Source organism: Bifidobacterium lemurum (assembly GCF_014898175.1).
Lineage (GTDB): Bacteria > Actinomycetota > Actinomycetes > Actinomycetales > Bifidobacteriaceae > Bifidobacterium > Bifidobacterium lemurum.
Genome location: NZ_CP062948.1, coordinates 2340090 through 2365831 on the forward strand (window position 1 = coordinate 2340090; position 25742 = coordinate 2365831).

Below are 25742 nucleotides of genomic sequence, written 5' to 3' on the forward strand. Positions count from 1 at the left end.
ATGAAAGCGACATCGCATAGCGCATCATCATGAACGACCATTCCACGAGTCGGCGAAATTGATGTTCTTCCCCCTCCAGCATCATCGCGAATGATGCAGCCTTCGGCACTCGGGTCATGTTCCACCGCCGCCGGCGGTGGAGGGCGGTTCGCGGATTGTGTACACAATCCGTATAACTTGCTACACCAAGAAAACGGAAGGTACTCTGCGAAGTACTCTGCGGAGTACTTTGATGTGTAACCTCGTGTGTACCCTCGCGAGTACTTCGCCGTCTACACCGACTATTCCGCATGGCAGACGTTCGTGCGGGCCGAATTGCTTTGTCGAAAAGGGCTTGGAGGTCAGAATCCATTTTATGGAAGATGGGCTCCAAGTTTTCGGAAGGGGACCGTCCGGCCATAGTATCGTTATTCATTTTCGCTTTTCCTGTCTTTGAGCTCCTTGAGCAGGTTCGCCGCGAATTGGTCCAGCTCCTTATTGGAAAATGCCAACGCGGAATCCATCTGCTCGTATTCCAGAAAAACCGACAAACGCATGCGCACGTACTCCGCGCGCGACATTCCTCTCTTCATCGCCGCGCGGCACATGACCTCGTATTCGTTTTCGGTCAACGTGAATCCGAGTTTGCTTTTCAACGGCTTGTCCTTTGCCCGTCCGTCGTATATCAGAGGGATTTTCGAGAAGTCAATCGTCGGAGATGGATCCAGTTCGTCGTGGCCGCCGGGCAAAAGCGCTGTACGGATGAACAACGATACCGAGGCCCCGTTCTCCTTGCTCGTCTCTATTACCTGACGGCGTGTTTCCTCGTCGATGACGATTTGCACGTATCTCGTATAGAACCTCATATGGTGTTTCCTTTCGTCCTTGACCCGGAAAAGGAAAACCGGGCCGACGGTTTCCATCGTCGGCCCGGCCTGTGGGCGTGGCGGGACACGTTGTCTACAAATATGGTTCCGTCATCGTCCGAAGTCGAAGCGCGTTCCCTTGTCCTTGTCGGCGACGATGTCCGCGTCGAACTTCTTTCCGGCCTTGGACGTGAATCCTTTCAAGTGGACTCTCTTTCCGGCGAGGAGATTCCTCACGTTGGTGTCCGTGAGCTTCTTTCCGCTGATGGACGCAAACAGTTTCCATCCGCATCCGGCGGTGTCCTTCCATCCGCCGTCCGGCTGCTTCTCCCGTTTGTTGGTGGAGCACTGCCAAACGGTGCCGGTCCTGACCACGGCCGCACCACATCTGGGGCATGGGCCGAACGATTCATCTTCGGTTTTCCGTTTCCTCAATTCCGGATTGCGTTCCGCGCTCTGCATGGCCTGTGTCGGGATTCCGCGCGCGTCGGCGCGGAAGGCTTCCATGACCTCGGACGGATCCATCAGTCCGCGTTCGACCATCGCGAGGTCCCGTTCCATGCGCGCGGTGGTCGCGACGTCCTTTCTGGAGCCGTCCACCACCATGACCAGATCCCTGCCCTCGGACGTGCTTCTCAACTGCTTGCCTTTGCGCTCCAGATATTTGGATCGCACCAGCTTCTCGATGATGTCGGCGCGTGTGGCCGGCGTGCCCAATCCTCCGGAATGGGATTCGTCGTCATCCAGCGCCTCTTTGAGCGTTTTGTCGTCCACGTATCTGCTCGCGTGCTCCATCGCCGCCAATAACGTCGAGTCGGTGAACGGTTTCGGTGGCTTCGTCTCTCCCTGCGTGATCGTCGCATCGGACACCGGTATGAGCGTGCACGGGGCCAGAAGGTTCACGGGAATGACGTTGCGAGGACCGTCCGGTTCGGCGTCGTCGTCATCCGTCTGTGAGGCCTTCTCGTTCTCGACCGCGCGCCATCCTCGGGACGTGACGACGTCCGACCGGCAGGAGAACTCCACGCCGTCATCCATCCTGAGCCTCGCGCGCACGGTGGCGACCTCGTGGAGGCAGTCCTCCGACATGGCCTCCCACATGCGCCGCACGATCCTGACCAGCACGAGGCGTTCGTCGTCCGTGAGCGGGGCGAGGCAGTCCGCGCCGGCCTGCATGGTCGGAAGGATGGCGGTGTGTCCCGCGACCTTCGCGTCGTCCACGACGAGGTCGAACCGTGGCTCCACGGGGATGGACTTGGGTTCGGCGAATCCATCGACGAGCGTCCCTCCCTCGGCGAGCCGTCTCAGGGACGCGAGGTCGTCGGACGTGACGTATTGGCTGTCGGTGCGCGGATACGTCGCCAGCCTCATTTCGTAGAGATGCTGGAGCGCCGCGAGTGTGCGGGCGGCCGTGAGCCCATGCATCCTGGACATGTCCTTCTGGAGGCTAGTCAGATCGTACAGATGCGGCGGGCGCTCGTGCTGGATACGCCGGTCCGATTCTAGGATGTCGAACCCCTCGCCGTCGGCCGCCGCCAACATCCGGAAATGCTCCGCGTCCTCGCGACGGTCGAACCGTTCGCTGGTGAGCCGCCATCCACCCATGTCCGCGTCGACCTTCCAAAACGGAACCGGTCTATGATGGCCGATCTGGAGGTCCCGGTCGACGACCATCGCCAACGTCGGGGTCTGCACGCGTCCGACCGCGAACCGGCGGTCGTAGGCGAGGCTGTAGGCGCGCGAGGCGTTCATGCCGATCAGCCAGTCGGCCTTGGCACGGATCTCGGCGGCCGCCGCCAGCCCGTCGTATTCGGATTCCGGACGCATCGAATCCAACGCCTGGCGAATGGCGTCCTCCTCGAGGGACGCGACCCACAAACGCCACGCGGGCTTACGGCATCGCGCGTGGGCGACGATCCGACGGAAGATGGACTCGCCCTCGCGGTCCGGATCGCACGCGTTGACCAGCACGTCCACGTCGGATCTGTTGAGCAGGGATGCGATGTTGCGGTACTGGCGGTCAGCGCCGCGATCCGTGGACACCTTCCACCGCCAGTCGGGCGTCGGATCCAGGGGAAGGGATTCCATGCTCCATTGCTTCCAGTTCCGGTTCTCGTATTCCGCCGGGGTGAGCAGCTCGACGAGATGCCCCTGCGCCCATGTGACGAGGGTCGAATCCCCGCACCGGATGTACCCGTCTCCTTGTGTGCGGTTCCCGCCGATGGCCGACGCGATTGCCTGAGCGACGGAATGCTTCTCCGCGATGATCAACCTCATTGCTGGTGCTCCTTAGCTTTCATTGCATGTCCCGGCATATGGAAAGGCCGGGCCGACGAATCCAATCGTCGGCCCGGCCGAAGGAACGGGCGGGACACGTTGTCTACATTCCCGTCCGGATGGGGTCAGCGGAGCACCCTGGCCGCGATGTCGAGGAAATCCCTGTCGCGGTGGCCGGTCTCGGATTTCATGAGGTTGGTGAGGAACGAGTGGTCCACCATGATCCGTTCGCGATACACCGTTTCGTCGGAGAGCGTGACCGTCAGCAGGAAGGATTCCTCCAATCGTTCGTCCACGACCTCCTGCCGATGTTCGCTGACGAAGAAGGAGGGGTCGACGTAACCGCCGTCGCTGGATTTCACCTGCGAGTATTTCCCGTTTACGGAGGGCACCATCCTGATTTCCGGGCGTCGGACCAGGGCGGTGTGCAACGGGCTGGACGAGGACACCAGCCTGCCGTAGAGCGGGAGCGCGGGTTGCGCGTAGAGCAACGCGAATGGAAGATTCTGATAGTTGGCGATATGGAAGCGCCATCCCTCGTCGTCCCGCCATTGCCTGAGGAGTTTTTCCGCGAAGGCGTGGCTGAGACGGATGCCGGTTTGTTTGCTCCATATGTACACGATCCGGTCGAACTGGTCCCTCATGAGGTTCCTGATGGCGATTCCGGTCCGGTTCTTCGGAGATCGCCTTCCATTCGCCGTCCTCCTGTGTCCCGGATCCGAGAACGGGCATCCGAGATAGGCGTCCTGATCGTATTCGGCCAGCAGCGGGACGGACCTAGGTGTGTGCCGTCCATACGGGGAGCGGCTTGCCTCCTCCTCGGCCTTGTATAATCCGATGATCTGGATGGGGTTGTCGCAGGCCGGGCACACCGCGAAGCAACGCAGCCGATCGCCGTCGGTGTTGTAGTAGGGGCGGCGTTTGCCCGTCTCCCTGGTGAAATTGTCATCGGTTATATCGATGAAACGGCTGTCGCCCACGATCGTTTTGAATACGTCCATGCCCGATCCTCGTTGCCTTGCCTGTCGTGTCTAATGGTAGCGGTTGGACACGTCGTTCCACCATCGGACGGGGAGCGCGGGGACCGCGCCCCCGCGCTCGGCGAACGCGAGGGCCGCGAGGACGGTTCGCAGCGATACGGGGAACCGTCTGTCGCCCTGCTGCATCAGGAAGACGAAATCCTCGTCGCATTCCCCGCATGAGGTGTGGTCGATGATCTTTCCCTGTGCGATGCGCGCCTGGGCGCGCGGGTCGATGCTGTCAGGAGCTGCCATGTTCCTCGGATCCTCCCTTCCCGGATCACAGTTGGGCGAATCCGAGCAGCGGGGCGAACACGGCCGCGATCGCGAACAGCATGACGAGGGTGAACACCACGCCGAGGACGTAGGCGACGATCGCGATCACGGTCTTCATGGCTGTCCCGCCGGTGGTCTCCATCATCGACGGCTGCTGCATGCGGCGGCCGACGATAGCGCACACGCCGGCCAGCACGCACGAGACGAGCGCGAGGGCGATCTGGAGGCCGCCGTTGAGGTGCACGGTCCAATCCCACAATTCCGAAACCATGCCGCTGACGGTCTGCAATGCGTTCTCCATTATCCTGTTTCCTTTCCTTGGAGGGCTGTCACCACCATCCTCGCGTCCATCGAGCAAGCCGGCGGGACACGTTGTCACCAAGTTCGACTCCGGATCCGTGACATCGTGTCCCGCCGTCCGGTTCCGTCTGAGCGAAGCTTCCAATGGAAGACCATCATCACGGAAAGGATCCGCATGTCCTCGAAAAACAACTTTATGCGCGATACCAAGCGCGACATCCTCAGGATGGTCCGCGAGCAGCGGGCCCAAAAACAGGACGCGCTCGATTTGTTTGTCGACTCCCTGATCGGACTCAACTCCCTCAAAAGCAGGATCGCCGAGGCCGAACGCGGCGTCGACGAGAAAAGGCGCGCGGCCCGCGACGCCGGGAACACCGCCGCCGAACTCAAGGAGGTCGAACGCCTCGTCCAGGACAACTGGGACCAGATGACTGCTCCGGCCGCCACCGACGGTCCGGCGGACGCATCGGATCCGGAATCCGCCGTGCCGGATGCCTCCGGATCCGATCCTTATCCCGACGGCGGTCACACCGAGTACGGGGAGGGCGTGTGATGTCGCGGAGATCCGAGCCGAAGCCCCTGCCCAAACCGGTGAGGATGCTCGCATGGCTCGTCGCCGCCATCCTCGTGGTCGCGCTCGGCGTCGTCGCCACCAACCGTCTCAACTCCGACCAGTCGGACACCGCCTCGGCCTCCCCGTCCGCGAACGAGGAGAGCGGGGAGCCGGACGCCGACGAATCTTCGGACGTGCGGTGGCGCGGGCTGAAGGCGGCGGGGATCCCGATCCCCGGCGAGTGGAGCCGCCAGACCGGCTTCTACCTGGTCTCCAAGTCCGAGGACGGGGAGGTGTCCACCGATCTGGAATCACGGTCCGTCGCCGGTGAGGGCGGGCCGGTGGAGACCGCGCTGGCGGCCGTGGACGCCCTGCTCGACCCCGACCTTTCGGACGACGAATGGGCCCAGACCGTGACCGGCCTGCTCTCGGAGGACGGCGGCGGCGTCTCGCACGCGCTGTCGGACGCGCCCCGCTACTGGTGGCTCGCCCGTAGTTTCAATCCCGACGGCGTGTGCTCGCGCATGAGCGGCGACCGGTACACCGTGCAAAGCTACGACTGCACCGCCGACGGCGAGTTCGAAGGCTCCGACGAGGACGCCGTCAAGGGCACGCAGCACTACTACGGCGCGCTCTTCTCCCTGAGCGGGAACATGTCGACCAGCAGCAGCGTCGACCCCCAGGAGGAGGCGGCGAAGGCCTACGACACGATCCTGATCCCCATGGACGACGGCAACTGGCATGTGACCGTCTATTGCCCGGCGTCCCTCGACCGGCCGCTCGTGGACGAGGACGCCAACGAAACCGGCGTCTCGGATGCCGGCGACCTCGAACCTGGGCAAAGCGCGTACACCGGCTTCGCCCGTTCGACCGGATACGGCACCACGCAGCGTCCGTGCCGCACCGTCGAGGTCACGGTCGGCGGCCAGAAGCCCTACTGGTACGTCGGAGCGGAACAATGACCGCGAGGAGGACGAGGGTCCGGATCGCGGCCGTGGCGGCGACGATGGCGGTCCTGCTGACCTGCGCGTCCTGCTCGCCGCTCGACGTGATCGCCTATCTCGGCGGCTGCAAGCAATCCTCCTCGACCGGCGGCCAGGACGGCGACGTGAACACCGTCGCGAAGGGAGAGGTGAGCGAAGGCATGACCGTCTCCCAAGCCCAGGAGTGGTTCGGCGGCGCGGACGGACCGGGCTCGCCCCCAACCTGCCGCGCGTATCCCAGGGGTCAATGCACGTATTGGGCGTGCATGAGGGGCTCGAAACTCGGCTGGAGCGTGGGCTCGTATTGGGGCAACGGCGGCGACTGGGCCGCCAGCGCGTCGAAGGCCGGATACGAGACCACCACGGATTCGCCCGTCGCCGGATCCATCATCAGCTTCCCTCCCGGCAACCAAGGCGCCGACTCCTACTACGGCCACGTCGCCGTGGTCGAATCCGTCGACACGACGGCCGGGACCGTCACCATCAGCGAGATGAACGCGACGGGGCCGGTGGTGAGCTTCCGCACCCTGCCGATCGACGGCGGGGCCACCTATATCCTTCCCGACGCGACGATCGACGGAACGGGAACGGGCGGATCCTCCGGCGGTTCGTCGGCCACCGTCAACGCCGCCTGGTCGTGCCGGGCGTCCTCGAGCGGCGTGGTCGTCGACTACGACGGCGACGGCGTGCACGCCACATCCGAACAGGCCCAGGCGATCGCGAAACGCATGATCGCCAGCGGCTACAAGGCATGGGACAACGACGAGGACTGGGACGCGCTCGTGTGGATCTGGAACCACGAGTCGGGATGGCGGTGGGACGCGGAGAACCCAAGCTCCGGTGCGTACGGCATACCCCAATCCCTGCCCGCGAACAAGATGGCCTCCGCCGGCGACGACTGGAAGGACAACGCCGCCACCCAGATCGCATGGGGACTGCAATACATCAAGGACCGGTATGGCAGTCCGGGCAAGGCCAAGGAGTTCTGGCTCGCGCACAACTGGTACTGATCCCGTGACAACGTGTCCCGCCGTTCCTATGGGCCGGGCCGACGATGGAAACGTCGGCCCGGCCTTTGCCTTTTCCGGGTCACGGAAGAAAGGAACCATCATGAGCGATCTGAGGACCGCCGCCGAACGCATCATCGAGGATTTCGACCTCGATTACGGCAACGCCGAAACGTCCATCCAGGACGGCTACCTCTATATGACGGTCGAGGCCCCGAACCACGCCACCGTCTCCGTCGACGTGGACGGGACCGCCGACGAGGAAAGGCTTCGCCGCTTCCTCGCCACGGCGATGGACGACTTCGACCCGGACGAGGAGTTCGACAAGCTGTGGTCGTCCGACTTCGCCGAACTCAACGGCTTCACCCCCTCCGGATTCATCGGAATGCTCCAGGAGGACAAGGACTTCTTCGACCGCGCCTCCGACGCCCTGAGGAGCATCTCCGCCAGGTCCGGCGACGAGGAGACGCTGTGCGAGATCCGCTGGACCGTCGCGGACCTGCGCGCATGGCTCAACGACCACGAGTATCCCGACACCCCGGCGAACATGGAGGCCATGAAAGCCATGGTGTCGGGAAAGGATCTGAAGGACCGAAGCATCGAGATGGGATGGGAGGCGATCGACGCGATGGTCGACGCCGCCAACCTCGACCGCGCCGACGACGACGCGGAGGAGAGGGCGGACTCCTACGACCCGACCGACCTCGCGGCCCCGGCCACCATCAACGCCGCCGACGACGCGGCCCGCACGCTGTGAAGGGAGAAGACGATGGTTAACGACGAATGGAACCTCGACGACGACGCCGAACGGCTGATGCCTCTGCTGTGGGAGGAGACGGTGCCCGAAACGGACCGCATGCGACTCGAACCCGAGGCGAGGGAGCTGGCCGAGGCGCTGGCCGACATCATCCACCAACAGAACGCCCAGGTGGTCCGTCTCTCCTCCGAACGCGGCGTCCGTCTGCAACGTCTCGACGACTGGGCGCAGCAAGGCGACCATCCCGAAAAAGAGTACCGATACATGGAGGTCATCATCGGCAAGGATTGGCGCGGCGAATGCAACGCCAAGGCCCTGATGCACATCACGCGCGACGGCAAGGGCATGGGAGCCGGCATCCTCGGCCGCCTGCCCATCGGCCATGCGGCCGACCCCTACGATCCCTCCGAGTCGGTGGACGCGGACGCCTTCGCCGCCGACGTGGTGAAGCTCCTCGGCGTGCCCATGCGGCCCCCGATCCCGCCGGCCGGATCCTACGGTCCGGGAATCGAACGCATGGGCGCGTGGGAGAAGCGCATCTCCGATCGCCTGTACGCCCTTTCCGAGGAGAACCTGCGCACGAGGGCGATCGAACCCGACGAGGAATGCTACCACGTCGGCCTCGGCTCGTATGTGACCGAGGAGCAGATGGACGAGGTCCTCCCCGAGGGGATCGAACATGACCGGTTCGTCGTGATCGCCTGCCGCGCCGTCGACGACGATGAGGCGAGCCTGAACTGGAACAACGACGACTTTTGGGCGAGCCGGGTCGACTCCGCCATCGAGGAGGACGACGGAAGCGGCTGCTACTGGACAAGCTGCTCATGGGACGAGATCGACTATCTGGAGGCTGCGGGCGGCATGGACGCCGGCACCGCCGGACCGGCCGCCTCTGCGACCCGATAGAAAGGACCGACGACATGGCGACCTATGTGATCGAATACAGCGAACGGCTCGAGACCAGCTTCGAGGTCGAAGCGCCGGACGGCATGGACGACGACCAATTCGAGGACTGGCTGCAAGCCCATTGGGACGATGTCATGGAACCCCGGATCCAGACCCACGACCTCGAGGTCACGGAAAGCGGACACATCGCCACCTTGGTGGCGGACGAATGGGCGTCGTCGGATCCGACCGCCGTGATGTGCGTCATCGAGGATCCGGCGGACGCGCATGCGAGATAAGGAGGACGCGGATATGAGCGGACGTGTTTCGCGCTGGGCGTCGCCGACGCTCGACGCCGCATATGCCCGATACGAGACGATGACGGGAAGGGACGTGCGCGACGACATGCCCGACATCGAGGAGCATATCTCGCCGCTGTTCGTCCACACGGCGAGCGAGCCGCTGCTCCTCGCGCTGCTGCACGACCTCCACGGCGCGTATACGGCCGGCCGCTCCAATGCCGGCCCGTCCGCGGACCTCGCCTACCGTCTCGGCGCATGGCAGGAGCACGGAGGACCCATCGAACAGGCCGAAACCCAGGCGTGGAGCTATATCGTCGACCACCAGGGACACATTACCGGAGGAAGCGAACCCCCGCTGGAGGACGACGAACACGGATGGTCCCTGAACGGCGATCCGGTCTCCAAAGCGGACCTGCGCAAAACGTTCGCCCTCACGGCGCTCACCGCCGACGGGGCCGCAATGTTCTTCGGCGACGCCCAGTTCGGCCCCGGCATGCCCGACGACATGTACATCGACTCGGCGTTCGGCGTCTGGCTCGAGGACATGATCGCGGAGGGCCGCGTCGGCTACGAACCCGCTCTGTATCCCGACGAGCCTGACCCCTACACCGTGCGGGACCCCGAAGCGTTCCGCCGGCTCTATGACGAATGCCGATCCGACTGGACGGCGGATCCCATACAAGGATTCGACACGGCGTTCGGCGTCGACGAGGACGCGATGACGTTCTGACCCAATCCGGGACGATACGGGGATAAGCGTGCGCGTATGTGAGCGGATACGGGAATACGTATCCGCCCACATACGTTTCCGGCGGATTGTAGACAACGTGTCCCGCCGGGCCCTCCCGCCGGCCCGACGATGGGAACCAGCGACCCGGCGGCCCGCCGGATCCCGGACGAAAGGACACCTATCATGGCGGACGACGGCATCAGCGTGTATGTCGCGAACCTCGGCAAATACAACGAGGGAGAACTCAAGGGCGGATGGATAACCCTGCCCGTGGAACCCGACGACCTGGACCGCTTCCTCTCGGAGACCGTGGGCGTCGGCGCTGCGGGATACGAGGAATACGCGATCCACGACTGGGAGGGCGACGGTCTGGTCGCCCTCTCGGGCATGAAGATCGACGAACACGTCGACCTCAACGACCTCAACGTCGCGGCCGCGATCCTCAAGGAGCAGGGAGCGGACGTCGCCGCCATGCTCGACCACGCCGCCGAACAGGCCAACGCGAGCGGCCCCTTGGCTTACGCGAGCCTCGCCTTGCAGGCCGACGACATCCCCTTCTCCGCCTACGACGCGCCCGAAGGCGTCCTCTACGCCAGCCTCGAGGAGAAGTTCGCCTATTCATGCGCCGAGACCGACGAGGACCTCAAAGAGGCCATCGACGGCAAATGGGGACCGTACCTGAACCTGGCGGCCATCGGCCGCGACCTCGCCATGAACATGACTTTGACTGACGACGGCTATTTCGACGACGCCCAGGACTATCCCGACCCCGACTACTACTCACGCGAAGAGCTCTACGAGCACGCCGGATACCTCTTGCCCGGCGCGGACGGCGAAGATGCCGCCTGGCGGATGGGAACCGCATCCGGCCTCGACGCCCCGACGGCATCGGGCCCGGCCCGCTAATCCGACAAGCTAAAAGAAAGGAACGATAATGACCTTGTTCATTGACAAGACGAACCGCGTCGCGGACCTAAGAATCGTCGACGAGGACAACGGCGTGGACTGGAGCATCGACTTCTTTGATGTCGGGGCTTTGGAACATCGATATGTCGAAACGGCGTTGGACGATGCCTATGTCGTGGATGACATCGACTACCTCATTGACCAAGCGAACGACATGATTCAAGGGCTGGGCGATTTTCTCGAAAACGGACCTTCGGAGAACAACCGTCTGGAGGTCGAGGATATCGACAATGGCGACGCCAGGATTGATCCGGCGGACGCTTCCGATCCATCGAACGTTCCGACGGACGATACGGGCCCGACCCGCTGAAAAACTTGTAGACAACGTGTCCCGCCACCTCTATTTGCCGGGCCGACGATGGAAACGTCGGCCCGGTTTCCTTTCCGGGCCCCAAAAGGAAAGGAACGATGATGGAAAGCATCGTGGTCTCGGATATCCCGTCCGATCCGGCCTCCGTATCGGAAAGGGGATGGAGATGACCGTATTCATCGATCGACGGACCAACGGGGTGTCCAATCTGAGAATCGTCGACGAGGACACCGGCATGGATGGGAACGACGGTTTCTTCCTCTACGCTGGGAGCTTCGAGACCAGGTATGTGGAGGCCGCTGACTATCGGGGCGTGGCCCTTGTCGCGGAGAATCTCGAACGTGTCATCGAATTCGCGCAGGATTGGATCCATGGTCGTGACGGTTTCAAGGAAAACGGCCCCGTGGAGGGCGTGCGGCTTGATGTCGAGACCCTCGACGGCGGTGACGCCAGGATGGTCGTTGGCGTGAGGAACACGACGAAGGGCGTCTATAGCAGCCTTGACCTGCCTATGTCGCCGGAATCATTGAAGGGAGTCCTCTGGGGGCGGCTCGATGTCGACGAGATCGGCGACGACTACGTGATCGAAGATTTCGAGGACGTCGGTCTGGCGGCGCGGCTCGGCATCGATCCGCGAGGCGGGAATTTGGAGGATCTGAACCTCATGGCGAGGATAGTGGGCGCGGCGCAACGCGAGGATCCTGGTTTTCTCGACATGCTCGCCACCGTCGTGGAGGCGAGCGAGGTCTCCGATCCTCTGGAAATCGCGAATCTCGCGGTCCAATCCGAGACGATGGATGAATGCTATTTCAGATACGACTGGCCCGAATACGTGAACGAGGAGAACACCCCGGACCTGACGGAGCGCTATGGCTGGCACAAGCTGAAGAGCATGCATCCGGAATTGTGCGACTCCTCGGCCACCGGATATGACGCCGCTCTGGAGTCGGCCATCGACGTGGAGAAGTACGGGCGTCCGGACGTCGACTCGGGATATGTCCATCTCGGCGAACGGGGCTACGTGGACAAGGGGTTCTGCGCCCCGGCCTCGAACCGTTACTCGCGCGCCAATCTCGCGGACATCGCCGACGAGATGGAGTCGTCCGCCCGCGCGAAAGGCGGCGAGCACGGCTTCCGTCTGTCCGACCTGCTCGAGGAGGGCGAGGTCATCGCTAGGTACACGCTGTCCGCACCCATGCCTGACGCGGGCTATCGCATCTACGAATGCATCGCCCCCGAGGGGTCGGACGACATCCCCATCGCCCTCGGGGACACCTTGGTGCGCATCAAGGTCGCCCGAACCGGTCATGGCGACGCCGACACGGTGCTGCGTGAGGTGATGGGCGTCGAACCTTCCGGCGAGATCGACGACGACTCGTATGGCGTGAGCCTCGTGGGCCAAGGATACGCGCTTCGTGGAGTGCTCACCTCTTGGCAATTGCCGGCCGTTGCGGCCGATCCGGCGGATCCGTTGACCATGTCCGACGTCTCGGCGGCGTCCGGACCGACCATGTGAGGTGATAGCGATGGCAGAGGAGCAAGGCAATGTGGCCCGCCGCAACGGTTGGGCGAACGTGAACTTTCCGAACGGCTTCGTGCACCCCTTCGCGTTCCAGGCGAAGAGCGGTAAGACCTATGAGAAGATGCTGGTCGGCGTCCCGAAGGGCGTCACCGTCAACGGCGTTGATCTGGGTGGCTGGAGCTTCAGTGTGTTCTCGACGAAGTGGGCCAAGGAGGACAAGCTCAACGGCCGTCCGGTCACGATCGGTCTGAAGGTCGGAGAGCCGGTCGAATTGTTCCGTGGCCGTGGCGCGGAACGCGAGACCTTGAGGATCGACGATCCGTGGGATCTGGCCCGCGCGGTGAAGGCGCACCGCGAGGCGCGCGAGGCCGAACGGCGGAACGCGGAGGAGACGCGCGGCGATGAATCCGTTTCCCTGGCAGGGGAGGCCGTCGGGCGGGCGGACGGCAATGGTCCGGTCGGGGACCGCGCGCCCGAGGCCGGTCTGGTTCGCGGCTCGCTGTCGGACGCGGCTCCGCAATCCTTCAAGCCGGTGTCCCAGGAGGGGATGGATCTGTTCAACCGCTGCTCGGTCGACGTCGGTTTCGTCGCGCGGATGGACGTCATGGCGGAACGGGCTGCGCGCGCGTTTCTGGACGGTTCGTATGATCCCGTGTCGCAGCTTGCGGAGACGAGACGGTTGGTGGGCGAGATGGCCGACGCCGTCGCCGGCGTGCAGGGCGTGGACTTCGGCGACGCCGCGCGTGGCGAGGCCGCCGAGGTCGCGTTGTCGGCCTCCACCGACGTGATCAACGCGGACGTCTCCCGTCTCGCCGACGAGGGCGTTGGCCGAGCCGACGTCATCGCCGCGAACCGGTCCGAACGCGCCGCGCGCGAGAAGGAGTACGCCGAGGAACGCGCGTTGATGCCCGAGAGTGTGCTGCTGCGCCGCGACATCGCGGCCGCCTCCGCCGAACCGCCCACCATGGAACGTTGCCTTGCGGCGACCTCGACCCTTTACGGCGGCTTCGAACATACCGATCTGCTCTCCGCCGGCGCGGACGGCGGGACGCCGCTGGATCCTGCCAATCCGCTGGACATGGCCTCCATCGAATCGGACGGCTGGGCCGCGACGTTCTAACCATTCAAGGAGAAGTCATCATGGTGCCATGACGAGGTAGCGGTGTGACGGGCGGGCTCTCCTCATAGAGTCCGCCCTATCGTGTCGTTCGGCGTTGGCTCGGGAAATCGTCAAAGAGTGTGGGACGCGGCGTCGGAGTCCAAAGCGTTGAGTGGATCGGCGGGATCGAGCGGAACGGTGCCGGCCTCCGGCGGATATTGTGAGAACAGGAGTGTGAGCTGCTCTCGTGCGCCTTCGAGCCATAGTGGCCTTCGTATGGTGCGGGCGAGTCGTTCGGCGGGGAGGAACCGTTTCATCTCGGTGGCGAAGGCGTCGGACGCGAACGCCTCCTCGATCCTGCGGAGGGCAAGCGGGTGGCGTTCCGCGTATCTGTCGATCTCGTCGTAGTCGACCGCCTTCATCCGGCGGAGCGTGGCCGCGTTGGCATGGTCGACGCCCGGTTGCCGAGACAACCATGCGAGGTCCCATAGGTCCCTGTATCTGGTGTGGCTCGAGCATACGAACGCCTCGATCTTGTCGGCGAGGATCTCGTCCCTGCTTTCCACGCGGATCATCATGTCGGAGTACGAGTTCGGAAGTCCGTCGTAGTTCACACTCAGGGGACGGACCGTGGGGTCGTGGGCGTCGATGGACGCGACCTCGATCTTGATGCGCTGGCTACGGACGTCCTTTCTTTGCGGCGTGGTGTCCACGATGACGAGCCATGTGCTCACGAGTCCATCGTCGGGGCGGTCCTTTTTCGGTTCGTTGACGCGCGTCGCCACATGGTATCTACCGGCCACCGCGTCGCGCACGCATTCCTCGAGCCGGTCGAGGCTCGAGCGGTCGAACGCACGGCCGCCTGCGAAGTCGAGGTCCTCGCTGTAGCGTTCCGCGCCGTAGCACAACCGAAGCGACGTGCCTCCTTGGAACACGAGCGAATCGAGAAGTCCGGCCGCGTCCATGGCGTCGAGGATCTCGTAATGCAGCAGCTCCTTCTCGATGGTCTCGACCATCTCGCGACGTCCCTGCGTGCCGGCGATCCATTCCGCCTGTGCGCGGAGGCTGGCTTCATTGGCGTTCATCGTCGGTCTCCTCCATATCGATCAGGTCCATATTCCTACCGGCGGCCTTCAGGTTCCTCAACGCCAAACGTTTGGACGCGACGGGCAGTTCTCTGCCCTCGACCGTGACGAGGTCCGGGATGATGCGCGCCTTGTCCACGCTTGTGTGGGTGAACTCGATGACGCCGTATGGCGTATCGTACTCGCCCCTGCGTCCGGTCGTCACGTAGGTGCGTCGGTCGATGGGGATCTGGCTGATGACGCCGTAGGCGCTCAGCGCGCTCTCCAGGCTCTCGTAGGTCAGCTCGCCGCGTCGCAGATGTCTGGCGATCAGGTCCAGAGTGCCCGCGCCGATGTGCGCGGAGAGCCGGTACACGTAGACGCCGCGCGCCGCGCGCGTGAGGATGTTGGCTTTTGCCAGCCGGTCGAGGGTGTCGCTGAGGGTCTCCTCGTTCTCGTCGAACACCTTGCGCAGGTCGCGTCTGAGCCACACGTACCTGCCCGTCGCGTCCCACCGGGCCAGCGTCTCGATCGCCTTGCTCAACCTCATATCCGTAAGTGTACGTGAACTGTGTGTTTTTGCACAATTCACGTACAGTTGACGGTTACGGGGCAAGTCGCCGCGAGCACGCCGAACCCTCCGTGGTTCGGATGGCGCGGCGGCCCGGTTCGTTATCGTCTCGAGCCCGTGTGGACGTTACGTGGTTTCGTCCGGCCGTACTCCGTCGCGGCCGGGCCATAGGGTCCGGGAATGGTTCCCAGCGGTGGGGTAGGTCCAGGGAGGGCGGCACCGCCGTCGCCCTCCTTGGTCGTCGGAGGCGGAACTGGCGAAGTCCGGCGGTAGAATCGTATTAGAAATGTCCTCTCGTCCACGGTCGTTATGAAAGGGGCTGACGCATGCCGAATCCAGCATTGACTCAGCGTATCCGGGCGTTGCCCGAGTCCTTGATTGCATTGGGTGAGAACAATGAGGTATTGGAGCTTTTGTCGAAGGTGGGCGAAGCCCGGTCGTACAGGGATTCGTTGGGCGAGCTCGACGGCGTGGAGCAAAGCGCCGTCGAAGACTACGGCAAGGAGTGGATGGCCCGTTATGTGTATAACTCGAACGCCATCGAAGGGTCCACGCTCACTCTCGAGGACACCGAGCTGGTCCTCGAGGGAGAGTTCGTTCCGACCGATTCTCCTGCCCGGTATATCTTCGCCGCGCGCGGCGTCGCGGACGGCATGGCCTACGTGCGACGATTCGTCGAAGAAGGACGGGACATCGACACGGAGATCATCCAGAAGATCCATGAGGTCACATCCCTGGACGTGCAGCCGACCCTTCGCGGACGTTTCCGCCCATACGGATACACCGCGCGCATCCTAGGCACACGGGTGAAGACAGCCGACCCGCTGGAGATCCACGAGGACATCGACCTGCTGTGCGAGACCGCTCGAGCCGAGGGCATCCACCCAATTCTGCGCGCGGCTGGATTCCACGCCTTGTTCGAGAACGTCCATCCGTTCGCCGATGGCAACGGACGGACCGGCCGTCAGCTGTTGAATATGATGCTCATGTCGTCCGGATACAAGCCCGTGGCGATCAAGCACGACGCGGGAAGGACCTACGGGGAAAGCCTCGAAGCCTGGCAGGTCGACGGCAATCCTCTGCCGTTCGTCCGGGTGCTCGCCGATTGCGTGTTCCAGGAGGAGACGGACGTGGCGGGGCTCGTCTCGGATTTGCGCGCCGGGCAAGAACTCGACTTGTCTGGCGTCAATAACAGCGGACTCGCGAGATAAGGGCCCGCACCCTTGAATTGATTTACACTTCAAGACGCCGGGACAATCCCGGCGTCTTTCTTTCATATCAGCGCTTGGCAAACGTCAAGCGCTGCATGGTCATGTTTGGCAGGCGGAGGTCGAACCGTTCCTGCATCATCCGCTGATATGTGTCGGTTCTTGTCGTGGACTCGACCGCGTCCCGCATCTCGTCCGGTCTGACCCCGATATAGCGCATGGTCGTCGCCACGTTCGCATGCCCGAGAATCTGCGAGACGAGAAGAATGTCGCATCCGGTGCGGTAATAGGCCAAGGTTGCGAAACGGCGACGTAATGAGTGGCTGGGATAACTGGTGGCAGCTTTGATTCGTTTCGCAACGTAATCGACGCTGGCTGGGTTCTCCTCGAATCGACCGGGAAACAACCAGCCCGCCGGCCGACGCCGGATCTTCCGCGCCAGTTCGCCCGGAACGGGAAGCACCCGTTCCTTGATGCCCTTGCCGTGTACGAGTATTCGCATCTCCTCAGGATTGTCCTCGATGTCACGCTCGGTGTGGATTCGCGTCATTTCGATCCGTCGCAGCCCCATCCAAGCGCCGAACATGATGGCAAGCACGGCATCCTCATCATCGGATTTCAGGCCCTCATTGATCGCATGCTCAGGACAAATGAGACCGCCCTTGGTCTGCATCGGTATGATGGGCACCTCGTCGATTGGATTTGCCGAAGCGAGGCCGTTCTTGATTGCCCAGACATAAAACATCTTGATGCAGCTCCTCATGTTCCTCTTCGCCTCAAGATCCATTTCCGCGCCATTGAGAAAATAAGCGATGACATCGTTGCCGGTCACTGCATCCATTGGCTTATCGGCAAAGCGTGAGAAGCGTGAGATCTGATACCACCTCGTTCTCAGAGTCTCTGCTGTGCGTCCTACCGCCTCCATCTCCAGAAGCCATTGGTCTATAGATTGCGCCCACTCGGCTTGAGGTAGAGCGTGTTCGCAACCGTAGCTGTTTCGATTTGTCCAATTATGCATGGGATGCTTCCTTCCTCAAAAAAAGGGAAGCAGCACCGCTTCCCTTGAAATGGTTATGGTTTATCCCTTCTCTCCCCAATCGATATGGGAGAGAACAAGTTTATTCGTTCTGTAAGGGTAGCGTCATAATTCCGGTCAATTCCTTTTCCCAAATCTCGAAATCGCCGGTCGGATCGTCGTCGAATCCGAACTGTGAACCGGACGGTCGCTGGTTCAAGCCCAGCCGCAGGAGCCATAAACCCCTGAATCTCAGGGGTTTTCTTGTTTTCAGGCCAATATCGGTCGGCCGGCGCGCGTCTTGCGCTGCGACACCCTCGAAACGGCATTGTGGATAACTCGGAGGCTGGAACCACATAACCCGTTTCGAGTGGACAACGGAGCATCGCATTGCTCACAGTGGAATCACGACATCACGACGAATGCGTGAATCCACTGCGAGACCCCAAGGAGCGATGACGATGAACCGATATATCGGGCGCTGCGGCGAACGCCACGACCAAAGCCGCGCCAGAAAAACACGATTCGAATACGAACGCCGACAAGTCCAAGAGGAGCGGCGGCGCGCCTTGGCGTCGGCCATGGCGATATTCGCCGCGATGGCGCTGCTGCTGGCCTGCATGCTTGCCTCTGGAGCGGGACAGAGTCGGCACGTGCTCGCCGATGAGCACGACGGCTGCGCGTCGGCCATGCCCATCGCCTTCACGGTGATGGCGGTCGATATAAGCGCCTCCGTTTCCTCCGACGAGTCGCGATGCCAGGCCGTGTTCGATTGGCCGGTGGCCCAGGTCAGCCTCGAACAGGAGTTCCGCAGGCCTCCCGCGACATGGGCCTCGGGCCATCGCGGTGTGGATTTGCTCGCCGAAGAGGGAACGGTGCTGCTCGCCCCCGCGGATGGCGTGGTGAGTTTCGCCGGCGTGGTGGCGGGCAAGGATGTGGTCAGCGTGCGACACGGCACGATCACCTCGAGTTTCGAACCGGCCACCACCGACCTGAAGGTCGGCTCGGGCGTGCGTCGGGGAGAGGATTTCGCCGTGGCGGGCGGAGACTCCGATCATTGCGGGAACAGGTGCGTGCATTGGGGGCTTCGGCGCGGAGCCGATGATTATCTGGATCCGAGCGCGTATACGGCGCGTACGGTCATCGCCCTCAAGCCCACCGCTCGACCGGCCGCGTAACGGTGATCCCGCCGTCTTCAGCGCCGGGTCGTTATACAATGCGAGACGGAACATAACGTAAGAGAACAGGAGCAGCATGCTCAAGGAATACACCCGCCCGCTGGCGGCCCCCATCGACTACGACCAGAACATCTTCTCGGTGCTCGAGCACCGCGTGGAGCGCACGCCCGAGGACTCGCTGGTGGAATACAAGGGAGACGGCGGCGACTGGCTGTCGTTCTCCGCCGTGGAGTTCCGCGACAAGGTGATCGCCATCGCCAAGGGACTGATCGCGCGCGGCATCATGCCCGGGGACGCCGTGTCCGTGATCTCCAAGACGCGCTGGGAATGGACCGCGCTCGATATGGCGATCATGTCGATCGGCGCGCTCACCGTGCCCGTGTATGAGACCAACTCGGCCGCGCAGGTCGCCATGATCTTCAACGACTCCCGCGTCAAAATGGCCTTCGCCGAAAACGACGCGCAACGCGACAAAATCGAGTCGGTACGCGGTGAATGCCCGGATCTCGACGATGTGTATGTGATCGACTACGGTGCGGTCGACACCATCGAGGAATACGGCCGCGGCGTGACCACCGAGGAGTTCTACGAACGCGAACGCGCGGTGAAGGGAAGCGATCTGGCGACCATCGTGTACACCTCCGGCTCCACGGGCACGCCGAAAGGCATCGAATTGAGCCATGGCAGCTTCGTGTTCATCACCTACTCCGGCATCAACTCCATGCCCGACATCGCGATGAAGCCGAACCGTCGCCTGCTGCTGTTCCTGCCGCTCGCGCATGTGTTCGCGCGCTACATGCAGTTCTTCTGCTTCGCCGGCAACGTCTCGCTCGGCCTGTCCAGCAACCTGAAAACCATTCTGGCCGATTTCGCCAGCTTCCAGCCCACCTTCATCCTCGCCGTACCGCGTATTTTCGAGAAGATCTACAACGCGGCCTCACAGAAGGCCGGCTCGGGCATCAAGGGACGCATCTTCGCGAACGCCACCGCCACGGCCAAGGAATGGTCCGCGGTGCAGCAGTCCGGAGAGAAGATGCCGATGCTGCTGAGTCTGCGGCATGCGGTGTACGACAAGCTGGTCTATTCCTCCATCATGAGCGTGTTCGGCGGCCATGTGGAATACGCCGTGTCCGGCGGCGCGCCGCTCGACTCGTCCATCGCGCATTTCTTCAACGGCGTGGGACTTCCGTTGCTGGAAGGCTACGGTATGACCGAAACCTGCGCGCCGACCAATGTGAACCCCACGGAAGGATACAAGATCGGCACCATCGGACTGCCCCTGCAGGGCGTGACCGTGGGCATCGCCGAGGATGGCGAACTGTGCTTCAAAAGCCCTCAGGTGTGCGCGGGCTACCACAACCAGCCCGATGTCACCGCGCAGCAGATCGTCGACGGCTGGCTGCACACCGGCGATCTGGGCGAATTGGACGATGAGGGCTTCGTGACGGTCACCGGCCGCAAGAAGGATCTGATCATCACCGCGGGCGGCAAGAACGTCTCTCCGGGTCTGCTGGAGGCCTCCGTGATGACCTCGCCGGTGGTGAACCAGTGCGTGGTGCTCGGCGACCGCAGGCCGTTCATCGCGGCCATCGTGGCCTTGGACCTGGCGGAGACCAACACCTGGCTCAAAGCCCAGGGTGCCACCGAGATGGAGGATCTCGCCCAGGCGGCGAGGAACCCGATCGTCTACGCCGAGGTGGAACGCGCCGTGAACGCCGCCAACGAGCTGGTCTCCCGCGCCGAATCCATCCGCAAGTTCGAAATCGTGCCCGACGAGTTCACCGAGGACAACGGCATGGTGACCCCGAGTCTGAAGGCCCGTCGCGCCGCGATCACCGAGCATTACCGCGAGCTCATCGACACGGTGATCTACGCGGGCAAGAAGTGATCACAGGCCGGCTTCGGCCATGGTGATATAGCCGGGCGTGATGAGCTCGGCCTTGAGATTGGATGCGCTGACCGCCAGCAGGCTTTCGCTGATGGTCGGCGTTTCCTTATCCGCGATGGTCGTGGTGCTCACCGATTCCATATCGTCCAAGGTTTTTCCGGTGTTCAGCAGCACGCAGGCCCGAGCGGTGTCTTCGGCCAACGTCTTGCGGTCCTCCAGACCGGTCATCCACTGCTTGCCGCTGACCAGATCCGGCATGCTGTCCACATACGCGCCATATCCGGTGACCAGCGGCCATTGCGCGTCGCGTTCCGCCTCATCCCGCGTATCGGCGTCGGCATCATCCGTATCGGGGGCTTTGATGGGATCGGGCACGGCTTCGCGGGCGAGATCCTTCTTTCCGGTGATGTTGTCGACGATGCCGGAAATGGTGATCGACGGATTGATATCGGCGGCGGAACCGGTATATCCCAACGCCTCCAGTTCGTCGATCACGTCGGAGGCCACATAATCGTTCATGGCGATCACACCGTCGATGCGGGTGTGTCCGGAATCGCTGTTCTCCACGTCCAAGCGGTTGGCGAGCTCGCTGCCGGTTGCATTGTCTTCGGAGGCGTCGTAGGCGACCAGACTCCAGTCATCGGCGGTGCTTGACGCGGTGAGGATCCCCGACGGGCTGCGCAGCACGCCGGATTCGAAATATGGTCCCAGCACGCTCCATATGCCTGCGAACGCCTCTTGGGCGAATGTGGCGGACGAGTCGGTGTCGGTTTCGTCGCCGTTCGTCGAAGAGGGTTGCGGATCGTACGGCAGCATCACCTCGACGTATTTGGGATTGTCTTTGCTGACTTTGTCGAGTTCAAGCTTGGCCGCGAGATTTTGGGCCTGCAGTTGTCCGATGGACCGCGCGTCGCTGAACGAGACGAACGCGTCGGGGGCGTATCCCTCGATGGTGTTGGCCATCAGCACCACATGCATGCCCGACTCCTGGGCAAGCCGCAGCGCGGATACCAATCGGTCGGCGGCCTGACGGTTCTCCTCGGCGACCCGCTCGGATTCGGATTCCTCGGGATCCGCTTCGTCGGTTTCGAGGGACTCCCCGGATGCGTCGGAGCCATCGGCGGTATCGTTATCGTCTTCTGACGAATCGGCGTCGGTGCCGTCGGCCGCGCCGTCGGTGTCTTCATCGTCATGAGCCAGCTCCTGACGGATGTAGTCGCCGTATTGCCTGGTGGAGTCGTCTGTCTGCACCACCGGCGCCACCAATAGTGTGGTGTGCTGCGCCTCGACGTCATCGTCCCCATCCGCGGAGAGATGGTCGACCACGTAATCCTGCACGGCCCGGCTTTGCCGATCCAGCGAATCGGAGGTGAAGGATTCGATTCGATCCCCGCTCATGCCCTCGGCTTCCAGCGCGTCGGTGATCTCCGGCACCAGTTTCGCCCACTTGTTCAATGGGGTGTGTTGGGAGATGGTGATGCCGTCCGCTGGGGTGAAGATGGCGACGGCGCCGTCTTCGGCTCCGGTGGAGACCGTGGTGTTCGAAGGGTCGGGATTCTCGGATTGCCCGTCATCCGCCGACGAGCACGCCCCCAATCCGATGAGCAGGCCGGCCGCCGCCATAAGCGCGGTAAGACGTGCTGCGAACGAGGGATGGCGCGTGGTCATGCGAGGATGGTCCTTTCCGAAGCGGCTGGTCGGCGTATCGCGTGTCGCGATGCCTTGTTGCGATGCTGCTTGCCGATTGTAGTCGCTGGAGTATGCAAAAGGCCCGAATATCCGGGTGTCCTTACGGGATATTCAGGCCTGAATGCGGGTCTTCTCGGGGAGGATTATGCGGCGAGCGCCTTCGCGAGCTCCTCGTCCAGCGCGTTCATGAATCCGTCGGTGTCGAGCCATGCCTGGTCGGGGCCGATCAGCGTGGCCAGATCCTTGGTCATACGGCCGGATTCGACGGTGGAGACGATCACCTGCTCCAGCGTGTCGGCGAAATGCGCGACCTCGGGGGTGCCGTCGAGCTTGGCGCGGTGGCGCAGGCCGCCGGTCCAAGCGAAGATGGAGGCGATCGGGTTGGTGGAGGTCTTCTCGCCCGCCTGCCAGCGGCGGTAGTGGCGGGTCACGGTGCCGTGCGCGGCCTCGGCCTCGACGGTCTGTCCGTCCGGGGTCATGAGCACGGAGGTCATCAGGCCGAGCGAGCCGAAGCCTTGGGCCACCGTGTCGGACTGCACGTCGCCGTCGTAGTTCTTGCAGGCCCACACGTATCCGCCGCTCCACTTGAGCGAGCTGGCGACCATATCGTCGATGAGGCGGTGCTCGTAGGTCAGTCCCTCGGCTTCGAAGCGCTGTTTGTACTCGGTTTCGAAGACCTCGGCGAAGATGTCCTTGAACTGGCCGTCGTAGGCCTTGAGGATCGTGTTCTTCGTGGAGAGGTACACCGGGTAGTGGCGCAGCAGGCCGTAGTTGAAGCAGGCGCGCGCGAAGCCGCGGATGGATTCGTTCACGTTGTACTGCACCTGGGCCACGCCGCCTTCGGCCGGATAGTCGTAGACCACGTGCTCGATCGGCTCGGAGCCGTCATCGGGGGTGAAGGTGACGGTGAGGCGGCCCGCCCCCGGCACCTTGAAGTCGGTGGCCTTGTACTGGTCGCCGAAGGCGTGGCGGGCCACGACGATCGGCTTGGTCCAGCCGGGCACCAGACGCGGCACGTTGCTCATCACGATCGGCTCGCGGAAGATCGTGCCGCCGAGGATGTTGCGGATGGTGCCGTTGGGGGACTTCCACATCTTCTTGAGGCCGAACTCCTTGACGCGCGCCTCGTCGGGCGTGATGGTGGCGCATTTGACGCCCACATGATGCTTCTTGATGGCCTCGGCCGAATCGATCGTCACCTGGTCGTCGGTGGCGTCGCGGTTCTCGATGCCCAGATCGTAGTATTCCAGATCCACATCGAGATAGGGCAGGATCAGGCGATCCTTGATGTCCTTCCAGATGACGCGGGTCATTTCGTCGCCGTCGAGTTCGACGACCGTGCCTTCGACCTTGATTTTGGCCATGCTTCCTCCTCTATGGGTGCGTGGGGTCTTAGGGCTATTCATAGCGCATGTTTGTAAACGGAACGTGCCCGCGTTCGGCTATGTGGACACCGTCGGCGCGGACTTGTCCCCGTCTGCGCCGCGCATTAGCCTAGAAGCCATGTCTCAGGAAATTGAAATCGGTTTGGGCAAAAAAGCCCGTCTCGCGTATTCGTTGGACGATGTGGCCATCGTTCCCTCCCGTCGCACGCGCGACAGCGAGGATGTGTCGACCTCGTGGCAGATCGACGCCTATGAGTTCGACGTGCCGGTGATCGGCGCGCCCATGGATTCGGTGACGAGTCCCGCGACCGCCATCGCCATGGGGCGTCTCGGCGCGCTCGGCGTGCTCGACCTCGAAGGCCTGTGGACCCGCTACGACGATCCGACCCCGCTGCTGGACGAGATCGCGAATCTGCCGGCGGAACGCGCCACCGCGCGCATCCAGGAGATCTACGCGGAGCCGATCAAGGCGGAGCTCATCACCCGTCGCCTGCATGAGATCCGCGACGCCGGCGTCACGGTGGCCGGCGCGCTCTCCCCGCAGCGCACCCAGCAGTTCTATTCGACCGTCGTCGAGGCGGGCGTCGACCTGTTCGTGATCCGCGGCACCGTGGTGTCCGCCGAACATGTGTCGATGGGGCATGAGCCGTTGAACCTGAAGAAGTTCATCTACGATCTCGACGTGCCGGTGATCGTGGGCGGCGCCGCCAACTACACCGCCGCGCTGCATCTGATGCGCACCGGCGCGGCCGGCGTGCTCGTCGGGTTCGGCGGCGGCGCCGTGTCCGCCACCCGCCAGACCATCGGCGTGCAGGCGCCGATGGCCACCGCGATCGCCGACGTGGCCGAGGCCCGACGCGACTATATGGACGAGTCCGGCGGCCGCTACGTGCAGGTCATCGCCGACGGCGGCATGGGCGATTCCGGTAGCTTCGTCAAGGCGTTGGCTCTGGGCGCGGACGCCGTGATGCTGGGCGCGCCGCTCGCGCGCGCGTCCGAAGCGCCGGGCAAAGGCACGCATTGGGGCGCGGAGGCCCGTCACCAGACCCTGCCGCGCGGCTACCGCACCACGGTGGGCACGGTCGGTCCTCTGGAGCGGATCCTGTTCGGTCCCAGCCATGTGGCGGACGGCACCACCAACTTCGTCGGCGCGCTGCGTCGCGCGATGGCGTCGACGGGATACATCGACGTGAAGAACTTCCAGCGTTGCGGCATGGTGGTGAACCCCAACTCCATACTCTGAAGTTATCCACGGTTATCCACTTATGCACAGGAGCGTCCGGTCGGCTTGACTGGACGCTCCTGTTGTGTTGTGCTGATGCATAGCCGCCAACGATGACGGCGTTGAGTAGAGAAGGGAAAGAACCCGTGCAGCAGTACAACCATGACTCCATCCAGAACGATAACGACGCCAGTGGGATTCTGCCCATTCGCGAACGCCGTCCCATTCCCGCAAGCGACGGGTTCATCGTCACCGAGCTGTCCGAACGCCCGGTGAAGTACCATATCGCCCGCACCTTCCACGGAGGGCCGAACGACGCCGAATGCCATTCGTTGGCGATGTCGTCGTGCCGCGTCGTCTGCTATGCGACGGATGCGGTGCGCGGCAAGATCAACGTCGAGCATCTGCACCGGGCCATGACCTCGCAATGCATGGACCGTCTGCAGACCATGGCGTATCTGGTCGACACCCATATGCTCACCCATCCCGAACTGAAGGCGCGGTTCTGCTATCTTCCCGCCATCCCGCACTGGATCACCGGCATGCTGATCAGCGACGACACCTTGGAGACGGCCGTGCAACTGACCATCGGCCGCGACGCGTATCTGGCGAATATGAAATTCGAGATGATCGGCTCGAGGTGGATGTGCACCTACGCCGACCTCGGCTGAAGCGAGCCGTCCGCCGCACG

Annotated in this window: 26 protein-coding genes; 16 read left to right on the forward strand and 10 right to left on the reverse strand. The window is 63.2% G+C overall.

The features are described from left to right. Positions 1-407: 407 nt before the first annotated feature. The 5 genes from BL8807_RS09175 to BL8807_RS09195 form a co-directional block, all read right to left on the reverse strand. The gene (locus BL8807_RS09175; RefSeq protein ID WP_072726191.1) at positions 408-845 is read right to left on the reverse strand and encodes a hypothetical protein; all 438 of its coding nucleotides are present in this window, start codon (positions 843-845) and stop codon (positions 408-410) included. Between the two features lie 111 nt (positions 846-956). Then, positions 957-3122: a type IA DNA topoisomerase gene (locus tag BL8807_RS09180; RefSeq protein ID WP_072726189.1), complete on the reverse strand. Its 2166-nt coding sequence runs from the start codon at positions 3120-3122 to the stop codon at positions 957-959. A gap of 125 nt (positions 3123-3247) precedes the next feature. Then, positions 3248-4123, reverse strand: coding sequence for a hypothetical protein (locus BL8807_RS09185; protein ID WP_072726187.1), 876 nt, complete (start codon positions 4121-4123; stop codon positions 3248-3250). A gap of 30 nt (positions 4124-4153) precedes the next feature. Then, a complete protein-coding gene (locus BL8807_RS09190) occupies positions 4154-4396 on the reverse strand; it encodes a hypothetical protein (RefSeq protein WP_072726186.1) in 243 nt (80 codons plus the stop codon). A 25-nt stretch (positions 4397-4421) separates the two neighbouring features. Continuing rightward, the gene (locus tag BL8807_RS09195; RefSeq protein WP_072726184.1) at positions 4422-4718 is read right to left on the reverse strand and encodes a hypothetical protein; all 297 of its coding nucleotides are present in this window, start codon (positions 4716-4718) and stop codon (positions 4422-4424) included. A gap of 174 nt (positions 4719-4892) precedes the next feature. Between BL8807_RS09195 and BL8807_RS09200 the strand changes: the two genes are divergently transcribed. The 11 genes from BL8807_RS09200 to BL8807_RS09250 all read left to right on the forward strand — a co-directional run bounded on the left by BL8807_RS09200 (position 4893) and on the right by BL8807_RS09250 (position 13852). Beyond that, the gene (locus tag BL8807_RS09200) at positions 4893-5270 is read left to right on the forward strand and encodes a hypothetical protein (RefSeq protein ID WP_072726182.1); all 378 of its coding nucleotides are present in this window, start codon (positions 4893-4895) and stop codon (positions 5268-5270) included. Further along, positions 5270-6232 carry a hypothetical protein gene (locus BL8807_RS09205; RefSeq protein ID WP_072726180.1) on the forward strand — a complete coding sequence of 321 codons (963 nt, stop codon included), beginning with the start codon at positions 5270-5272 and terminating at the stop codon, positions 6230-6232. The genes BL8807_RS09200 and BL8807_RS09205 overlap by 1 nt, the downstream gene beginning before the upstream one ends. A 44-nt stretch (positions 6233-6276) precedes the next feature. Then, on the forward strand, positions 6277-7263 hold the full coding sequence (locus BL8807_RS09210) for an aggregation-promoting factor C-terminal-like domain-containing protein (RefSeq protein ID WP_094725452.1): 987 nt from the start codon (positions 6277-6279) through the stop codon (positions 7261-7263). 100 nt (positions 7264-7363) lie between these two features. After that, a complete protein-coding gene (locus tag BL8807_RS09215; RefSeq protein ID WP_072726176.1) occupies positions 7364-8017 on the forward strand; it encodes a hypothetical protein in 654 nt (217 codons plus the stop codon). A gap of 12 nt (positions 8018-8029) precedes the next feature. Beyond that, positions 8030-8923, forward strand: coding sequence for a hypothetical protein (locus BL8807_RS09220; RefSeq protein WP_072726174.1), 894 nt, complete (start codon positions 8030-8032; stop codon positions 8921-8923). A 14-nt stretch (positions 8924-8937) separates the two neighbouring features. Next, on the forward strand, positions 8938-9201 hold the full coding sequence (locus BL8807_RS09225; RefSeq protein ID WP_072726172.1) for a hypothetical protein: 264 nt from the start codon (positions 8938-8940) through the stop codon (positions 9199-9201). Between the two features lie 13 nt (positions 9202-9214). Then, positions 9215-9934: a hypothetical protein gene (locus BL8807_RS09230; protein WP_072726170.1), complete on the forward strand. Its 720-nt coding sequence runs from the start codon at positions 9215-9217 to the stop codon at positions 9932-9934. Between the two features lie 183 nt (positions 9935-10117). After that, entirely contained in the window at positions 10118-10840 is a 723-nt protein-coding gene (locus BL8807_RS09235; RefSeq protein ID WP_072726169.1) for an antirestriction protein ArdA, read from the forward strand. A 28-nt stretch (positions 10841-10868) separates the two neighbouring features. Beyond that, entirely contained in the window at positions 10869-11210 is a 342-nt protein-coding gene (locus BL8807_RS09240) for a hypothetical protein (RefSeq protein WP_072726167.1), read from the forward strand. A 166-nt stretch (positions 11211-11376) separates the two neighbouring features. Beyond that, complete coding sequence (locus BL8807_RS09245; RefSeq protein ID WP_072726166.1) at positions 11377-12726, forward strand: hypothetical protein; 1350 nt, start codon at positions 11377-11379, stop codon at positions 12724-12726. 10 nt (positions 12727-12736) lie between these two features. Further along, on the forward strand, positions 12737-13852 hold the full coding sequence (locus BL8807_RS09250) for a hypothetical protein (protein ID WP_072726165.1): 1116 nt from the start codon (positions 12737-12739) through the stop codon (positions 13850-13852). Between the two features lie 110 nt (positions 13853-13962). On the opposite strand, the gene BL8807_RS09255 is transcribed toward BL8807_RS09250, so the two are convergent. Continuing rightward, positions 13963-14916 carry a nucleotidyl transferase AbiEii/AbiGii toxin family protein gene (locus tag BL8807_RS09255; protein ID WP_072726164.1) on the reverse strand — a complete coding sequence of 318 codons (954 nt, stop codon included), beginning with the start codon at positions 14914-14916 and terminating at the stop codon, positions 13963-13965. Further along, positions 14903-15445, reverse strand: a complete 543-nt coding sequence (gene abiEi, locus BL8807_RS09260) for a type IV toxin-antitoxin system AbiEi family antitoxin (protein WP_072726162.1) — start codon at positions 15443-15445, stop codon at positions 14903-14905. Before abiEi ends, BL8807_RS09255 begins: the two co-directional genes overlap by 14 nt. Positions 15446-15792: 347 nt before the next feature. Between abiEi and BL8807_RS09265 the strand changes: the two genes are divergently transcribed. Next, positions 15793-16677 (forward strand): Fic family protein, encoded by an 885-nt coding sequence (locus BL8807_RS09265; RefSeq protein WP_072726160.1) that lies wholly within the window; start codon positions 15793-15795, stop codon positions 16675-16677. Positions 16678-16744: 67 nt separating this feature from the next. Here BL8807_RS09265 and BL8807_RS09270 read toward each other — a convergent pair whose 3' ends face one another. After that, complete coding sequence (locus BL8807_RS09270) at positions 16745-17692, reverse strand: tyrosine-type recombinase/integrase (protein WP_072726158.1); 948 nt, start codon at positions 17690-17692, stop codon at positions 16745-16747. Between the two features lie 452 nt (positions 17693-18144). Between BL8807_RS09270 and BL8807_RS09275 the strand changes: the two genes are divergently transcribed. Next, positions 18145-18867, forward strand: coding sequence for a M23 family metallopeptidase (locus BL8807_RS09275; protein ID WP_226847323.1), 723 nt, complete (start codon positions 18145-18147; stop codon positions 18865-18867). A gap of 76 nt (positions 18868-18943) precedes the next feature. Then, positions 18944-20755 (forward strand): AMP-dependent synthetase/ligase, encoded by a 1812-nt coding sequence (locus BL8807_RS09280; protein WP_072726155.1) that lies wholly within the window; start codon positions 18944-18946, stop codon positions 20753-20755. Here the strand turns inward: BL8807_RS09280 and BL8807_RS09285 are convergent, their stop codons facing one another. Both BL8807_RS09285 and BL8807_RS09290 read right to left on the reverse strand, forming a co-directional pair. Beyond that, positions 20756-22423: a substrate-binding domain-containing protein gene (locus BL8807_RS09285; protein ID WP_072726153.1), complete on the reverse strand. Its 1668-nt coding sequence runs from the start codon at positions 22421-22423 to the stop codon at positions 20756-20758. 164 nt (positions 22424-22587) lie between these two features. Continuing rightward, positions 22588-23808, reverse strand: a complete 1221-nt coding sequence (locus BL8807_RS09290; RefSeq protein ID WP_072726151.1) for an NADP-dependent isocitrate dehydrogenase — start codon at positions 23806-23808, stop codon at positions 22588-22590. Positions 23809-23947: 139 nt separating this feature from the next. Between BL8807_RS09290 and BL8807_RS09295 the strand changes: the two genes are divergently transcribed. Then, positions 23948-25072 (forward strand): GuaB3 family IMP dehydrogenase-related protein, encoded by a 1125-nt coding sequence (locus BL8807_RS09295; protein ID WP_072726149.1) that lies wholly within the window; start codon positions 23948-23950, stop codon positions 25070-25072. A 125-nt stretch (positions 25073-25197) separates the two neighbouring features. After that, positions 25198-25722 (forward strand): hypothetical protein, encoded by a 525-nt coding sequence (locus BL8807_RS12040; protein ID WP_226847325.1) that lies wholly within the window; start codon positions 25198-25200, stop codon positions 25720-25722. Positions 25723-25742 lie beyond the last annotated feature (20 nt).

Coding starts and splice junctions, on each gene's coding strand:
- BL8807_RS09175 (WP_072726191.1), bottom strand. CDS start 845: ATGAGGTTCTATACGAGATACGTGCAAATCGTCATCGACGAGGAAACA.
- BL8807_RS09180 (WP_072726189.1), bottom strand. CDS start 3,122: ATGAGGTTGATCATCGCGGAGAAGCATTCCGTCGCTCAGGCAATCGCG.
- BL8807_RS09185 (WP_072726187.1), bottom strand. CDS start 4,123: ATGGACGTATTCAAAACGATCGTGGGCGACAGCCGTTTCATCGATATA.
- BL8807_RS09190 (WP_072726186.1), bottom strand. CDS start 4,396: ATGGCAGCTCCTGACAGCATCGACCCGCGCGCCCAGGCGCGCATCGCA.
- BL8807_RS09195 (WP_072726184.1), bottom strand. CDS start 4,718: ATGGAGAACGCATTGCAGACCGTCAGCGGCATGGTTTCGGAATTGTGG.
- BL8807_RS09200 (WP_072726182.1), top strand. CDS start 4,893: ATGTCCTCGAAAAACAACTTTATGCGCGATACCAAGCGCGACATCCTC.
- BL8807_RS09205 (WP_072726180.1), top strand. CDS start 5,270: ATGTCGCGGAGATCCGAGCCGAAGCCCCTGCCCAAACCGGTGAGGATG.
- BL8807_RS09210 (WP_094725452.1), top strand. CDS start 6,277: ATGGCGGTCCTGCTGACCTGCGCGTCCTGCTCGCCGCTCGACGTGATC.
- BL8807_RS09215 (WP_072726176.1), top strand. CDS start 7,364: ATGAGCGATCTGAGGACCGCCGCCGAACGCATCATCGAGGATTTCGAC.
- BL8807_RS09220 (WP_072726174.1), top strand. CDS start 8,030: ATGGTTAACGACGAATGGAACCTCGACGACGACGCCGAACGGCTGATG.
- BL8807_RS09225 (WP_072726172.1), top strand. CDS start 8,938: ATGGCGACCTATGTGATCGAATACAGCGAACGGCTCGAGACCAGCTTC.
- BL8807_RS09230 (WP_072726170.1), top strand. CDS start 9,215: ATGAGCGGACGTGTTTCGCGCTGGGCGTCGCCGACGCTCGACGCCGCA.
- BL8807_RS09235 (WP_072726169.1), top strand. CDS start 10,118: ATGGCGGACGACGGCATCAGCGTGTATGTCGCGAACCTCGGCAAATAC.
- BL8807_RS09240 (WP_072726167.1), top strand. CDS start 10,869: ATGACCTTGTTCATTGACAAGACGAACCGCGTCGCGGACCTAAGAATC.
- BL8807_RS09245 (WP_072726166.1), top strand. CDS start 11,377: ATGACCGTATTCATCGATCGACGGACCAACGGGGTGTCCAATCTGAGA.
- BL8807_RS09250 (WP_072726165.1), top strand. CDS start 12,737: ATGGCAGAGGAGCAAGGCAATGTGGCCCGCCGCAACGGTTGGGCGAAC.
- BL8807_RS09255 (WP_072726164.1), bottom strand. CDS start 14,916: ATGAACGCCAATGAAGCCAGCCTCCGCGCACAGGCGGAATGGATCGCC.
- abiEi (WP_072726162.1), bottom strand. CDS start 15,445: ATGAGGTTGAGCAAGGCGATCGAGACGCTGGCCCGGTGGGACGCGACG.
- BL8807_RS09265 (WP_072726160.1), top strand. CDS start 15,793: ATGCCGAATCCAGCATTGACTCAGCGTATCCGGGCGTTGCCCGAGTCC.
- BL8807_RS09270 (WP_072726158.1), bottom strand. CDS start 17,692: ATGCATAATTGGACAAATCGAAACAGCTACGGTTGCGAACACGCTCTA.
- BL8807_RS09275 (WP_226847323.1), top strand. CDS start 18,145: ATGACGATGAACCGATATATCGGGCGCTGCGGCGAACGCCACGACCAA.
- BL8807_RS09280 (WP_072726155.1), top strand. CDS start 18,944: ATGCTCAAGGAATACACCCGCCCGCTGGCGGCCCCCATCGACTACGAC.
- BL8807_RS09285 (WP_072726153.1), bottom strand. CDS start 22,423: ATGACCACGCGCCATCCCTCGTTCGCAGCACGTCTTACCGCGCTTATG.
- BL8807_RS09290 (WP_072726151.1), bottom strand. CDS start 23,808: ATGGCCAAAATCAAGGTCGAAGGCACGGTCGTCGAACTCGACGGCGAC.
- BL8807_RS09295 (WP_072726149.1), top strand. CDS start 23,948: ATGTCTCAGGAAATTGAAATCGGTTTGGGCAAAAAAGCCCGTCTCGCG.